Annotated in this window: 15 protein-coding genes and 1 tRNA gene; 9 read left to right on the top strand and 7 right to left on the bottom strand. The window is 51.5% G+C overall.

The features are described 5' to 3' along the window. Nucleotides 1-12: 12 nt before the first annotated feature. Nucleotides 13-1,281 (bottom strand): metallophosphoesterase, encoded by a 1,269-nt coding sequence (locus LOC22_RS15300; RefSeq protein ID WP_196347935.1) that lies wholly within the window; start codon nucleotides 1,279-1,281, stop codon nucleotides 13-15. A 231-nt stretch (nucleotides 1,282-1,512) separates the two neighbouring features. Between LOC22_RS15300 and LOC22_RS15295 the strand changes: the two genes are divergently transcribed. The 7 genes from LOC22_RS15295 (at nucleotide 1,513) to LOC22_RS15265 (ending at nucleotide 5,809) form a co-directional block, all read left to right on the top strand. Further along, nucleotides 1,513-2,406 carry a GTPase family protein gene (locus LOC22_RS15295; protein WP_230239017.1) on the top strand — a complete coding sequence of 298 codons (894 nt, stop codon included), beginning with the start codon at nucleotides 1,513-1,515 and terminating at the stop codon, nucleotides 2,404-2,406. A gap of 382 nt (nucleotides 2,407-2,788) precedes the next feature. Then, entirely contained in the window at nucleotides 2,789-3,370 is a 582-nt protein-coding gene (locus tag LOC22_RS15290; protein ID WP_230239016.1) for a hypothetical protein, read from the top strand. Nucleotides 3,371-3,468: 98 nt separating this feature from the next. Then, nucleotides 3,469-4,287, top strand: a complete 819-nt coding sequence (locus LOC22_RS15285; protein WP_196347933.1) for a DUF932 domain-containing protein — start codon at nucleotides 3,469-3,471, stop codon at nucleotides 4,285-4,287. 30 nt (nucleotides 4,288-4,317) lie between these two features. Beyond that, nucleotides 4,318-4,818 carry a RadC family protein gene (radC, locus tag LOC22_RS15280; protein ID WP_050555520.1) on the top strand — a complete coding sequence of 167 codons (501 nt, stop codon included), beginning with the start codon at nucleotides 4,318-4,320 and terminating at the stop codon, nucleotides 4,816-4,818. Then, nucleotides 4,815-5,036: a DUF987 family protein gene (locus LOC22_RS15275; RefSeq protein ID WP_196347931.1), complete on the top strand. Its 222-nt coding sequence runs from the start codon at nucleotides 4,815-4,817 to the stop codon at nucleotides 5,034-5,036. Before radC ends, LOC22_RS15275 begins: the two co-directional genes overlap by 4 nt. A 15-nt stretch (nucleotides 5,037-5,051) precedes the next feature. Beyond that, nucleotides 5,052-5,390 carry a type IV toxin-antitoxin system YeeU family antitoxin gene (locus LOC22_RS15270; protein WP_196347930.1) on the top strand — a complete coding sequence of 113 codons (339 nt, stop codon included), beginning with the start codon at nucleotides 5,052-5,054 and terminating at the stop codon, nucleotides 5,388-5,390. Between the two features lie 35 nt (nucleotides 5,391-5,425). Beyond that, a complete protein-coding gene (locus LOC22_RS15265) occupies nucleotides 5,426-5,809 on the top strand; it encodes a TA system toxin CbtA family protein (RefSeq protein ID WP_196347929.1) in 384 nt (127 codons plus the stop codon). Nucleotides 5,810-6,162: 353 nt separating this feature from the next. Here LOC22_RS15265 and LOC22_RS15260 read toward each other — a convergent pair. The 3 genes from LOC22_RS15260 to proB form a co-directional block, all read right to left on the bottom strand. Continuing rightward, a tRNA-Thr gene (locus tag LOC22_RS15260) sits at nucleotides 6,163-6,238 on the bottom strand. Nucleotides 6,239-6,349: 111 nt separating this feature from the next. Further along, nucleotides 6,350-7,603, bottom strand: coding sequence for a glutamate-5-semialdehyde dehydrogenase (proA, locus tag LOC22_RS15255; protein ID WP_047728882.1), 1,254 nt, complete (start codon nucleotides 7,601-7,603; stop codon nucleotides 6,350-6,352). Nucleotides 7,604-7,614: 11 nt separating this feature from the next. Further along, nucleotides 7,615-8,718, bottom strand: coding sequence for a glutamate 5-kinase (proB, locus tag LOC22_RS15250; RefSeq protein ID WP_015571369.1), 1,104 nt, complete (start codon nucleotides 8,716-8,718; stop codon nucleotides 7,615-7,617). 305 nt (nucleotides 8,719-9,023) lie between these two features. On the opposite strand from proB, the gene phoE reads away from it, so the two are divergent. Beyond that, the gene (phoE, locus tag LOC22_RS15245; RefSeq protein ID WP_017383128.1) at nucleotides 9,024-10,076 is read left to right on the top strand and encodes a phosphoporin PhoE; all 1,053 of its coding nucleotides are present in this window, start codon (nucleotides 9,024-9,026) and stop codon (nucleotides 10,074-10,076) included. A 132-nt stretch (nucleotides 10,077-10,208) separates the two neighbouring features. On the opposite strand, the gene crl is transcribed toward phoE, so the two are convergent. The 3 genes from crl to gpt form a co-directional block, all read right to left on the bottom strand. Continuing rightward, nucleotides 10,209-10,610, bottom strand: coding sequence for a sigma factor-binding protein Crl (crl, locus tag LOC22_RS15240; protein ID WP_006809999.1), 402 nt, complete (start codon nucleotides 10,608-10,610; stop codon nucleotides 10,209-10,211). A 56-nt stretch (nucleotides 10,611-10,666) separates the two neighbouring features. Further along, the gene (gene frsA, locus LOC22_RS15235) at nucleotides 10,667-11,911 is read right to left on the bottom strand and encodes an esterase FrsA (RefSeq protein ID WP_230239015.1); all 1,245 of its coding nucleotides are present in this window, start codon (nucleotides 11,909-11,911) and stop codon (nucleotides 10,667-10,669) included. A gap of 104 nt (nucleotides 11,912-12,015) precedes the next feature. Continuing rightward, nucleotides 12,016-12,474, bottom strand: coding sequence for a xanthine phosphoribosyltransferase (gene gpt / locus LOC22_RS15230; RefSeq protein ID WP_003863205.1), 459 nt, complete (start codon nucleotides 12,472-12,474; stop codon nucleotides 12,016-12,018). Nucleotides 12,475-12,732: 258 nt separating this feature from the next. Here gpt and pepD point away from each other — a divergent pair, with 258 nt between their 5' ends. Then, nucleotides 12,733-14,190 carry a cytosol nonspecific dipeptidase gene (pepD, locus tag LOC22_RS15225; protein WP_230239014.1) on the top strand — a complete coding sequence of 486 codons (1,458 nt, stop codon included), beginning with the start codon at nucleotides 12,733-12,735 and terminating at the stop codon, nucleotides 14,188-14,190. Nucleotides 14,191-14,211: the final 21 nt, after the last annotated feature.

Below are 14,211 nucleotides of genomic sequence, written 5' to 3'. Positions count from 1 at the left end.
TCAATCCGTCTTTTATCGTTGTTCAACTTCAGTAATCGCATTATCTAGAGCGCTTAACAAACCTCGCTCATTTGCCCTGATAAAAACACGTCGAAAACGTTCAAAATCAGGCGAGTGCATGTCTTCGTCCTCTAACAGATCTAACCGTCCTACAATTTCAGATTTTTTGCTAAATGAAAGCTTGTAGAACCGAAGAGCCAAGTTCCGTACAGTCCCCATGACGGCGCTGTCATCAGTTGGCATTTCGTGAGGTCGGGCAACTTCTACATGAGTTGGCGATGTAACTAAAGTAGCTTCTGGAGGTGTCCAGTTTTCCAAATTTATGCGCTGCTTAAAAAATGGCAATCTACTACGATCCATTTTTGCATGAAAGCCACTCGGAGCTGTCTGCCAGACTCTGACATGTGCTTTTACTTGGAGAGTTCTTTCCTGTCCTTCTCGGTCAATAGAAAGCTGAATTAAGTTGTATCCAGGTTCCCAACCTCTTTCATGTCGATCCGGGTTGGCAGCACTAGCCGTGAGCCTTACATAATCACGATCAAGGTTTATTCGGTTCATATGGACATGACCAAAGATTTGTATTGGTGCCACATCGTTTAGATGATCCTCTAGCTCTCGAGCTTGCCTTAACCAAGAAAGATGATGATGAGTAACAACAAGGTTAACAACACCATCCTCACGCATGATCTGGAAACTAGCCTGATCGACAAATAAATCCCTTTCTCTATCGTGCCCACTTGAAACAAAAGCGCTGTTTAATCCCCACAATCGAAGCGTTGAGCCATCATTTAGTGTCAAATCACGTTTAGCAGACGTCCTTTCTGGAGGAAGTAAATCACAGAGGAACTGCGAGGCAAATTCGTTATAATTTTCGAGACCTGCGTAAAGTAGGCGCTGTGCCAGAGGATCATTCAGTTGCCTAAAAATTTCTGCGGTGGGATTCGCTGACTCTTTGATTGTCCGATGAATCATCTGAACCATGTTTTGTTCAGCAACTGAGCGCACAACATCATGATTTCCCGGAACAACAAAAATGGATGACATCGGGCAACCGCATGCAACGCAGAGCTTCTCAAGCCACCGCGTTGCATAGACAAACTCTTCAGGATCACCAGCAAATGCTATATCCCCAGAAATCACAATCACATTAGGTGGCCCAAGCTCGGCACATTGCTCAGCTGCATCTCGAATGATTTCGTTCCGCAAGTGCAAATTCGGATCTTGTACGGTACTGATTTCGGACTTACGGAAGTGGATGTCAGATAAATGAAGTATTAGCACAGTTGCATCCCATATGGAGTTTATTGTTCCTTAGCATAGAGAACAAAACATAACAATTTTAAACTTAACATGTTGTTCTTTATAGTTACACCTCAATTTTGTGACCTAATCTGCGGACTTTTCTTTTTCTTGTCTCATCTAGTAAAAGATTCAAAAAAATCTCACACCCACATTACCTCTGTGAATACTCAAATAGTGCATATCAGCCTAAACAATCCACAGGAGTAAATCATGCCCGATTCCCCCGATACACTAACCAGTACCGAGGCATTACGATCCCATCTCTCATTCTTACCACAATATGCTTGCGACCGAATTCTTTCCAGACTTCAGCACGCCATTCATTACGAACCAGTAATCGGCATCATGGGCAAAACCGGTGCCGGTAAATCTTCTCTCTGCAATGCACTGTTTCAGCAGCCGGTATGTCTGACCAGTGATCTAATGGCCTGCACCCGCGAGCCGCAACGACTGGTGCTGACCGTTGGTGAACGTAGCATGACGCTGGTTGATTTGCCGGGGGTGGGAGAGACCCCGGAAAAGGATGAAACCTATCTCTCACTGTACCAGCAACTGCTTGTTGAGCTGGATTTGATTATCTGGGTCCTCAGGGCCGACGACCATGCACGGGCTACGGATATTGCCACACATCGGGCTCTGCTGAACGCCGGTGCCGATCCATCGAGATTTCTGTTTGTGCTGTCCCAGGCAGACCGGGTACGGCCAATGCCTGATGGTGAGGAATGGCAGGCACTTCCGGATGCAGAGCAATGCCTTTCTCTTGCCGTTATTAGTTCGATGGTTGCCGGACAGCTTTCATCCTCTTTCCCCGTGATGGCGGTGTCTGCGCACACTAGCTACAACCTGTCAGCCTTGGTAGAGCTGATAGTGCATGCTTTGCCTCCACAAGCCAGTAGTACAGTCTATCGGCAACTGAAGTCTGAACATAAAAACGCTGAAAGCGACTCCGCTGTGCGGCTGCAATTTGGCGAAATAGCTGGCAGCGCATTTGATTCAGTCATTGATTCAAACTCTCTGCCTTCCGGATTGCGGGTTTTGCTATGCCGGTTACGTGAAAAATTGGTGCAGTTAGCAACCAGCCTCTGGGACAAACTCTTCGGCTGAATGCGGTATTCATGGTCAAAAATTGACTGTTAAAAACCAGTTTATTGATCTGCAAAAACGATCGATAATTAAATATCGATCGTTTTTATCTATTAAAAAATCGATAAATCATCCCTCTATTGATCGCTTTTACCTATCAAAAAAAAGGGTATTTTCCTCACAGAAGTCTTCAGGAGTCTGGCAGGTAGGGAGACAGGAATAACGACATGGACATTAATCACACATCAGCGTTTTATCCGCTTGTTATCCCCTCGTGACTATTCCTGATCAATCCACAAGGTGATATATGAAAATTCAGACAGCCATTGCAATTGTGTTATCTGCCGCTTCCGTATCGGCTCAGGCTGGTAATTAGGCTGTGAAAAACGGCTGGTGTCAGACTATGACTGATAATGGTCAGGCGCTGGTGATGCTGAAAAATGACACTATTGGCATATTCGGACAGCTTCAGGGTTGCCCTAATGGTCCTCAGGAATTAATGGGGAGTCGCATTAGTGTCAACGGCAATATGGTTCCCACTTCCCAGATGTGCAACCAGCAAACAGGATTTAAAGCAGCTGAAGTCGAAGGGGGGCAGGCTACTACGGCAGCTAAAAAGGCAATTGTCTCCATTGCCAGCCAGGAGGTTTCAACCCTGCAAGTTTTTGGCGGACAGATGACTTTCACCCGTGGCGACATGATGAGCGTCTGCCCGAAATACGTCTCTGCTCTTCCCACCAGCGCCGGGAGCAGTTCACCAGAGATAAATAAAGGTTCAGTCATGAAAGCAGCCAAACAGGCGTATACAAAAGAGTATGACAGCGAAACCGCTGAGGCCGCTGATTTTGGCAGCTATGAAGTGAAGGGAAATACAGTGGTATTTGAAGTCTACAATGCTGGATATCGAACCTACGACAAGGTAGTGGTCACTGTAGGCAATGATGGCAAGGCCACCAGTGCAAAAGTGGAATATATGGGTCGTTAACATATTCGAATAATGCCGTTAGCAGTATCAGAGGTCATGTTCTTTCGGGAGCATGGCCTTTTCTTTTTATGCCGATGAATTCAGAAAAGGAGTTATCTATGCGCTTAGCTTCCCGCTTTGGCAGGGTCAATCTTATCCGTCGCGACCGTCCATTAACGCACGATGAAATGATGAACCACGTTCCCAGTGTATTCAGCGCTGAAAAGCATGAATCCCGTAGTGAACGATATACCTGCACTCCAACTATTACTCTACTTGAAAGCCTGCAACGGGAAGGTTTTCAGCCGTTCTTCGCCTGTCAGGCCCGTGTTCGCGATCCCGGTAAACGTGAGCACACTAAACACATGCTTCGTCTGCGTCGGGAAGGCCAAATCACGGGTAAGCAGGTGCCAGAAATCATCCTGCTAAACAGCCACGATGGTTCAAGTTCTTACCAGATGCTACCGGGATTATTTCGTGCGGTTTGCCAGAACGGGCTGATATGCGGTGAGAGTTTTGGCGAGGTGCGAGTACCGCATAAAGGAAACGTGGTAGAGAAAGTGATTGAAGGAGCTTATGAAGTGCTTCGGGTTTTTGACCGAATTGAAGAAAAGCATGACTCAATGCAAAGCCTCATGCTTCCCCCTCCGGCTCAACAAGCATTTGCGAAAGCGGCGTTGACCTATCGTTTTGGAGAGGAGCATCAGCCAGTAACCGAAGAACAAATCCTTGCGCCACGTCGCTGGCAGGACGAATCCAGCGATCTGTGGACCGTGTTCAATCGGCTACAGGAAAACCTGATAAAAGGTGGTTTGAGCACTCGTACTGCCCAAGGCAAACGTAGCCATACCCGCGCAGTGAAAGGGATCGATGGCGATCTGAAGCTTAACCGTGCTTTGTGGGTGATGGCTGAGCAAATGCAGCAGGCGCTGGGCTGAAGAGACTGCCGACTGAAATAAGGAGGATAAATGAGCACTGTAATATCACTGATACCCGCATCCGCTCCCGCCGTACCACTAGCCTTAACGCCATATGCACAGCGAACAATTCAAAGGGCCTTGAACCTGCTGGATAAACACCTGCGACAGCCCGGCGTGTCATTCCTCTCCGCAACCGAAACCCGTGACTGGTTGCGGTTAAAGATGGCTGTGCTGGAGCGGGAAGAGTTTGTCGCTCTGTTTTTGGATAACCAGCATCAGTTGCTGGCCTGCGAAACTCTGTTCACCGGCACCATCAACCATACTGAGGTCCATCCGCGCGAAATCGTAAAGGCAGCTCTGCGGCATAACGCAGCAGCGGTGATCCTCGCGCATAACCATCCCTCCGGCATGGCAGAGCCCAGCAGGGCAGACCGACTGCTCACCAGCAACCTGCAAAACACGCTGTTACTGGTTGATGTGCGGGTTCTCGACCATCTCATCATCGGCCACCGGGAGATCGTCTCGTTTGCCGAGCGGGGATGGCTATGAAAATCATCAGCAAGCGCCAGGCGATGATGCTTTACCGCCAAACGCCCGGTTCACGTCTGGCAACGTACTGTAAAGGTCGTTACCGCTGGACCGGTAGCGTCTGCCATTACACCGGTCGCCACGTCCAGGATATCAGCGGCGTACTAGCCGTTTTTGCTGAACGTCGTCAGGACCGCGATGGCCCGTATGCCATCCTGCGTAGCGTGACACTACTATAAGTCTGGAATATCACGATGACTAAAGAACCTGTTCAGGAACACGTGTGGGGTTTACACAGTCAAACCGTTCCATCATTCAGCGCCCGGTTAGTTCAGGAAGGTCGACGGCTGCATTTTCTGGCCGACCGTGCCACGCTTCTCGGCACATTCAGCCCGGAACAATCCGCAGCGCTGGATGCGATCTTCCCAGCATTAATCCGGGATATGGAAACCGCTCTGCTTAGCGGCAAACTCGACCCACGTGAGGCTAAACAATACATCTATATCCGCAACGGTTTAACCTGCGAGTCAGATACGTTGGGGAGTTGCGGTTATGTTTACATCGTAATTTATCCTCAATCAGAAGCCAGCTAGACCTTCCTCAATACTCATTTATCAGGACTCAACGCATGCAAATTTCAACTGCACCGACCACGGAGCCTGTTTCGTCACGCCTGTCGCCTGTCGAGGTCTGGCAGATACTACTCAAACATCTTCTGGCACAACACTATGGTCTAACCCTTAATGACACTCCGTTCAGCGATGAAAGCACTATTCGTGAACATATCAATGCTGGTATCTCACTCAGCAACGCAGTGAATTTTATCGTCGAAAAATATGAGCTGGTACGTACTGACCATAGTGGATTTACGATTATGGAGCAGTCTCCCTTCATCAGCAGTATCGACATTCTTCGTGCCCGCCGGGCCACTGGATTGATGAAACGTCATGGTTATAAATCCATCAGCAATATCACTACTGGTCACCTTCTCCAGGAGCGACATTTACGATGATTATTCCAGCCCCACCCGAGAAATATGCATCTGTAGCCGATGTATAACACTTCATTCTCCTAATCCCACCACCCGCGCCAGCCTTTCTAACGCTGGCGTTTTTTTGTTTGCACATAAACACAACTATAGCTATTCCCGCTATTAGTAGCGGGAATAGCTATAGCATGAATTTTATTAGTAAAAATCAGGGAGAAAATAGCCCAGCGTTTGGCTGGCTACCTGAGGAAAACTAGATCGCTGAGAAGAATTTTGCGTTGATTAACGTAGATTAAATTCACTTACACCCGCCGTTACATTGATTAAGGCTGGTTTGTGAAAAGAAGGAGGATATTGATCTAACTACTTGATTTGAATGGTGCCGATAATAGGAGTCGAACCTACGACCTTCGCATTACGAATGCGCTGCTCTACCAACTGAGCTATATCGGCCCTGAAAGGCCGGTTACGAGCGTAACCACGGGGCAAAAGAGTAGATCTAACCGGGTGATGCGTCAATGCCCTTTTGAATCAAACGGCTATTTTTGCATCACCCGTGATTATTTAGCCACGAATCGTATCATCACCGTAGCCGATCCACTTGTAGGTGGTCAGTGCTTCCAGCCCCATCGGACCGCGGGCGTGCAGCTTCTGAGTGCTCACAGCCACCTCCGCGCCCAGACCAAACTGGCCGCCATCGGTGAAGCGCGTCGAGGCATTCACGTAAACCGCAGACGAATCCACTTCATTCACAAACCGATCGGCATTGCGCAGGGTGCGCGTCAGGATCGCGTCAGAATGCTGGGTTCCGTGTTCACGAATGTGCGCAATAGCGTCATCGAGATCCGCAACCACCTTCACGTTCAGATCCAGCGACAAATACTCATCGTCGTACTGCTCCGCGTTAACCGGAACGACCTTCGCCGGACCGTCTTTCAGCAGGGCGAGAGACTTCTCATCCGCATGCAGCGTGACGCCACTTTCCGCCATCTGCTTGCTCAGCGCTGGCAGGAAGGTACTGGCGATGCCCTGATGCACCAGCAGCGTTTCCACCGTATTACAGGTGCTTGGACGCTGTGTTTTAGCGTTGACGATAATCTTCAGCGCAGGTTCTACCTCCGCGGTGTCATCCACTACGATATGGCATACGCCAATACCACCGGTGATCACCGGAATGGTAGATTGCTCACGGCACAGCTTGTGCAAGCCCGCGCCGCCGCGTGGGATCAGCATGTCGATGTATTTGTCCATGCGCAGCATCTCGTTGACCAGCGCACGGTCGGGGCTTTCAATCGCCTGCACGGCACCCGCCGGTAAACCACACTCCTCCAGCGCCTGCTGAATGACGTTTACCGTCGCGGCGTTGGTGCGCCAGGTCTCCTTCCCGCCACGCAGGATCGCGGCATTACCGGTCTTCAGGCACAGGGAGGCGACATCCACCGTCACGTTTGGACGCGCTTCGTAAATCACCCCAATGACGCCAAGCGGCACGCGGCGACGCTCAAGGCGTAATCCGCTGTCGAGCACCCCACCGTCAATCACCTGCCCTACCGGGTCGGCGAGGTTGCACACCTGACGGACGTCGTCGGCAATACCTTTCAGACGCGCCGGGGTCAGCGCCAGACGGTCGAGCAGCGCTTCACTCAAGCCGTTGCGACGCGCTTCCAGCAGATCCTGCTCGTTGGCGAGCAAAATTTCCTGCGACTGAGATTCCAGATAATCAGCGATTTTTTCCAGCACGCGATTTTTCTCGCGGCTGGAAAGGAGCGCCAGTTTATAAGAGGCGGCTTTCGCGGCTGCGCCCATTTGTTCCAGCATGTTCTGGCTCCTTAACGAATAATCATGTCGTCACGATGCACGGCAACCGGGCCATATTCATAGCCCAGGATGGCGTCGATCTGCTGGGAATGGTGACCAGCAATCCGACGCAGCGCGTCGCTGTTATAACGACTTACGCCATGAGCGATGTCGCGACCTTCAAGGTTACGAATTCGGATCACTTCACCACGCGAGAAGTTGCCTGTCACGCTTTTAATTCCTTTTGGAAGTAACGAGCTTCCTCTTTCCAGAATAGCGGCGGTCGCGCCTTCATCCACGGTCAGTTCGCCAGCCGGGGGCGCACCAAAGATCCAGCGTTTTCGGTTTTCCAGCGGGGACGCCTGGGCGTGGAAGCGAGTGCCCACAGAGATGCCTTCCATCACATCACCGATCACGCCCGGACGGCTGCCCGCGGCGATGATGGTGTCGATACCGGCCCGGCACGCCACGTCCGCGGCCTGTAACTTGGTGCCCATGCCGCCGGTCCCCAGACCAGAAACGCTGTCACCCGCAATGGCACGCAGCGCATCGTCAATGCCGTGAACGTCTTTGATCAGTTCAGCCTGTGGATTAGAGCGCGGGTCAGCGGTAAACAGCCCCTGCTGATCGGTCAGAAGCAGCAGCTTATCGGCCCCTGCCAGGATCGCCGCCAGCGCAGAGAGGTTATCGTTGTCGCCCACTTTGATTTCAGCGGTGGCAACAGCGTCGTTTTCGTTAATGACCGGAACGATATGGTTATCCAGCAGCGCACGCAGCGTATCGCGGGCGTTCAGGAAACGTTCTCTGTCTTCCATATCCGCACGCGTCAGCAGCATCTGCCCGACGTGAATGCCGTAGATGGAGAACAGTTGTTCCCAGAGCTGTATGAGTCGGCTTTGTCCTACGGCGGCCAGCAGCTGTTTGGAGGCGATCGTCGCGGGGAGTTCGGGGTAGCCCAGGTGTTCACGCCCGGCGGCAATCGCCCCGGAAGTCACAATCACAATACGATGCCCTGCGGCATGCAACTGAGCGCACTGACGTACAAGCTCAACGATATGGGCACGATTCAGGCGGCGCGATCCGCCTGTTAACACACTGGTACCGAGTTTTACCACCAGCGTCTGGCTGTCACTCATGATTCTCTGCCGTTCAACAATAAGGGAAAATGATGTCAGTCAGACGTTTTAACAGGTGTCAGCTCCGTTGCCAACTGCCTTAGCGCATGACCCGTCACTTTGTTGCGCGGGATCAGGAAGCGTAGCGGCAGATTTTGACAATTTTATTACCGAAAAATTAAAACATACTTTTTTAGACATATTCTTACTTTGTCATAAAACTTTCACCCACGAACGATAAAACCCTTCCTGTTTTTCACGGGGTAATAAGTCGAATCTTATTACTCAGCGAATATTAGCGCGTTTTTATAAAATCAGGATTGAAAATGAAAAAGAGCACTCTGGCATTAGTGGTAATGGGCGTAGTTGCTTCCGCATCTGTTCAGGCAGCAGAAGTTTATAATAAAAACGGGAATAAACTGGACGTGTACGGCAAAGTAAAAGCAATGCACTACATCAGTGATGATGACGCTAAGGATGGTGACCAGACTTACGTTCGTTTCGGCTTTAAGGGTGAAACGCAGATTAACGATCAGCTGACGGGCTACGGACGTTGGGAAGCTGAGTTCGCAGGTAACAAAGCTGAGAGCGACTCTTCTCAAAAAACACGTCTGGCATTTGCCGGGCTGAAACTGAAAGACTTCGGCTCACTGGATTACGGCCGTAACCTGGGCGCGCTGTATGACGTCGCCGCATACACCGATATGTTCCCGGAGTTCGGCGGTGACGGCCTGGCGCAGACCGATAACTTCATGACGAAACGCGCCTCCGGTCTGGCCACATACCGTAATACCGATTTCTTTGGCCTGGTTGACGGCCTGAACATGACCCTGCAATACCAGGGCAAAAATGAAAACCGCGACGTGAAGAAGCAAAACGGTGACGGCTTCGGTACCTCCCTGAGCTATGACTTCGGCGGCAGCGATTTTTCTGTGATTGGTGCGTATGCCAGCTCCGATCGCACCAACGATCAAAACCTTCAGGCACGCGGCGAAGGTAAAAAAGCAGAAGGCTGGGCAACCGGTTTGAAATATGATGCCAACGATATTTACCTGGCCACTATCTATTCCGAAACCCGCAATATGGCCCCTATTTCCGGTGGCTTTGCAAATAAAGCGCAAAACTTCGAAGTGGTCGCGCAATATCAATTTGACTTTGGTCTGCGTCCATCTCTGGGTTACGTGCAGTCTAAAGGCAAAGATATCGAAGGTATCGGCGATGAAGATATCGTGAAATACATCGACGTAGGTGCGACATATTATTTCAACAAAAATATGTCTGCCTTTGTTGATTATAAGATCAACCAGATCGATGACGATAATAAACTGGGCGTAAGCAGCGATGATATCGTTGCGCTGGGCATGACCTACCAGTTCTGATGTTATGGTAATAAAAAAACCGGCGCTGAGCCGGTTTTTTTGTGCCCGGTGACGCTCTGCTTACCGGGCGTACGGGATAGTACATTTTTCAGGCCGGGTAAGGCGTAGCCGCCACCCGGCGCTGTGACATCATCAGGCTCTCAGTTTCACCGCTTCGCTGGAAAAATCGTCCGCAGGCTCCAGCTTCAGATCCAGCGTTGCCAGCAGGTCACGAGCTTTGCCGTGAAATTCTTTTAGCGTATGCTCCAGGCGATCGATCACTTCCTGATCTTTGATGCTCGTCGCCTGCCAGTGCCCGTCTTTATTAAACAGGCCAAACTGATAGCTATAGGTAAAACGGTTTTCCTGTGCTTCCATTTCCATCCACCAGCCCCAGAACTCACGTTTTTCGGGTGCAGGCTTCACGTTGACGCAAACAGCCAGGCAGTCGAAAAAAAAGCGATTCTCTTCACACTGCTCTTCTCGAATATACGGGCCAAGAGCCATGAACTTCTTAATCAGTCTACTTTTCGGGTGTCCACTCGGTAACGTCATTGCGATCTCCTTTTGTGAAGCACTGTTTTACCAAACCAACGAAATTTAGCAAACTATTAACACAATCTCTGCGTGATCCAGCGTGTGATCTCTTTCAGCGCTTTGTCAAAATTCTGGTACACCGGGCTGAAGGGTACCTCCAGCAATTTACCATCAGAAGATGACGACGTGATTAAGCGTGACTCCTCTTCCGGGCTAAACGGATCGTCCTTCCAGAAACCGGACATCATCGGGGTTGGGCAGCGGCGGCCGAGTAAGCCCTGCGTTTTTAATGAATAACGATTAAGTTCAATGCGCAACGCTTCGTCTGAAGCATCATGCATGCCAAGTCGGCTCGCCAGCACGTCCAGATACATCTCAGGAACGCTACCCTGACGCGCAGGATCGCTTAACAGAGCATGCACCACCGGGCCAAGACAGGCGACGGCCTTCAGGCGTGAAGATTCAAGGTAGGCAAGCCGTACCGCGACGTTAGCGCCAAAGCGGAAGCCAAACGCGCCAACCCGGGTGTGGTCAACCCAAGGGATATTCTCCAGCGCTTTTAAAGCATGCTGGTGCAGCAGGCTGGAGTCTTGCGTAAGTTTCCATTTGGATGAAAAACCAATGGAAGGCATATCAAGCGTCAGCATGGCGATTCCGTTTGGGGCAAAGTAGCGCTCATACAGGCTGTAATAGTCAATTTGTAACGAGTCCAGTCCACCGCACATCAGAACCGTCGGGAACGGCCCTTCCCCCTCCGGCATATGCAGGAATCCGGTCACCGGGCTGCCACCGGGAATGGCGAACTCAATTTCACGCATCCGGCCAGGCAACCGCTGCGCGGCCTCTTCATAAGCCCGGTTTGCCAGCGCCTGGGCCTGCTCTGCCAGTTCGTCGCCTTTAAGATGCGGATATGCAGCGATGCTGTACAGATTTGCCGCATGCAGCCAGTGCTTTCCGCTGAGAGTGGCGTCTTCTTCCTGGCTCGCTTTTTGCTGCCAGAGCATGGCCTGCTTTGACCATTCGTAGATCCAGTTTCCACCACGGTAGCCCACCACCGTATCGTAGAGATCGCCGTCGGTACGCTCGGACTCACTCATCACGATACGCGCCTGCACGTCGAGGATTTCACGCGGATCGATGCCGCGCCAGATCCACATCAGGCGGTTAATCATTCGATACCAGTGGGGCACGTTCTTACCGTCTAACGCTGACTGAACGGCAGGCATTGTCCCCGGATTAAACCGACGCACCAGCGTCGACGTTTCAGGGTGCTTGAAACGGGGTTTGAAGAGAGTTTCGGTAAGATTCGCCTGCGTCATTGCGTTGCCTCCATGGATACGTCATATGAAGACCATTGTAACGCGTGGCAGGCTAAAAAGAACAACGCCCGGCATAACCGGGCGTGTAAAGTTACGTACTGAAATTAACGGCCAGAGATAGGCGGTACGAAGACCACGCCCATATCCCATGGCTGTTCAATCCAGGTATCCTGCGGGATATCAATGACGTAATCATCAACCAGTGGGCGACCCGCTGGTTTCGCGAAGATCGTGACGAAGTGCGCTTTTGGATACATTTCGCGGATAGCCACCGCGGTACCGCCGGTGTCCACCAAATCGTCGATAACGATAAAGCCTTCACCGTCGCCTTCCGCGCGTTTCAGCACTTTCAGTTCGCGCTGGTTGTCGTGATCGTAGCTGGAGATACATACGGTATCGACATGACGAATACCCAGCTCACGAGCCAGCAGCGCCCCCGGTACCAGACCGCCACGGCTGACGGCAATAATGCCTTTCCACTGTTCGGAAGGCATCAGACGCGCAGCCAGTTTGCGTGCGTGAATCTGCAACATGTCCCAGGTGACGACGTATTTTTCGCTCATGTGAAGTGTCCCAGCCTGTTTATATACGGCTTAAAAAAATGAGGGTGAACCAGGTTGCGCGAGATTATAGAGATCTGACGCACTAAAAACCAGTGTTACACGCCATGAGCCTGAGTTTTTACATGCTTAATGCTACCAGCCACGGGAGAAAGTGGTATTCTCAGTTGCATCTCGCAAGCCTGACTTGTGGTAACGATTAACCTGCTAACCCTGTGACCTGCAACATTGTTTTGCAGCGCAACGACAAGGAGACCTATCGTGTCTGAACTGTCTCAATTATCTCCACAACCACTGTGGGATATTTTTGCCAAAATCTGCTCCATTCCGCACCCTTCCTATCACGAAGAACAGCTTGCCGAACATATTATGGGTTGGGCAAAGGAAAAAGGTCTGCACGCTGAGCGCGACCAGGTTGGCAATATTCTTATCCGCAAACCTGCCACCGCAGGTATGGAAAACCGTAAGCCAGTGGTATTGCAGGCGCACCTGGATATGGTTCCGCAGAAAAACAACGACACCGTTCACGACTTCACAAAAGACCCGATCCAGCCGTACATCGACGGTGAGTGGGTGAAGGCGCGCGGCACGACTCTGGGCGCAGATAACGGCATTGGTATGGCTTCCGCGCTGGCCGTGCTGGCTGACGACAGCGTTGAACACGGTCCGCTGGAAGTGCTGCTGACCATGACTGAAGAAGCGGGCATGGATGGCGCGTTCGGTCTCCAGGCAAACTGGCTGCAAGCGGACATTCTGATCAACACCGACTCCGAAGAAGAGGGTGAGATCTACATGGGCTGCGCGGGCGGGATCGATTTTATCTCTACCCTGCCGCTGTCCCGCGAAGCGATCCCTGCCGGATTCGAGACCTTTAAGCTGACGCTGAAAGGGCTGAAAGGCGGTCACTCCGGCGGTGATATTCACCTGGGCCTGGGCAACGCCAACAAACTGCTAGCGCGTTTCCTGGCGGGCCATGCCGCTGAACTGGATCTGCGTCTGGTGGACTTCAACGGCGGTACTCTGCGTAACGCGATCCCTCGCGAAGCCTTCGCCACCGTGGCGGTATCTGCGTCGAAAGCGGACGAACTGAAAAAACTCTCCAGCGTGTATCTGGAGATCCTGAAAAACGAACTGTCTGCGAAAGAGAAAAACCTGACGGTGGTGCTGGAGTCCGTTACGACGGATAAAGCCGCGCTGACCGCACAGTCTCGTGACACGTTCGTCCAGCTGCTGAACGCAACGCCAAACGGCGTTATTCGCAACTCTGACGTGGCGAAAGGCGTGGTGGAAACCTCCCTGAACTTGGGCGTGGTGACCATGGGTGACGACAGCGCAGAGATCATCTGCCTGATCCGTTCCCTGATCGACAGCGGTAAAGAGTACGTTGTGAGCATGCTGGAATCTCTGGGTACCCTGGCGGGCGCGAAAACGTCTGCAAAAGGCAGCTACCCGGGCTGGCAGCCGGATGCAAGTTCTCCGGTCATGGCACTGGTGCGTGAAACTTATCAGCGACTGTTCAACAGCACCCCGAACATTCAGGTTATTCATGCGGGTCTGGAGTGTGGTCTGTTCAAGAAACCGTATCCGGATATGGACATGGTCTCCATCGGGCCAACCATCACCGGGCCACACTCCCCGGATGAGCAGGTTCACATTGAAAGCGTCGGTCACTACTGGACGCTGCTGACTGAGCTGCTGAAAGCAATTCCTGTTAAGTAATTAGCCGTTTGATGCCCGGTG

The organism is Enterobacter sp. AN-K1 (assembly GCF_020971765.1).
Classification (GTDB): Bacteria; Pseudomonadota; Gammaproteobacteria; order Enterobacterales; family Enterobacteriaceae; genus Enterobacter; species Enterobacter hormaechei_C.
This window is presented reverse-complemented; position numbering and strand designations above follow the sequence as displayed.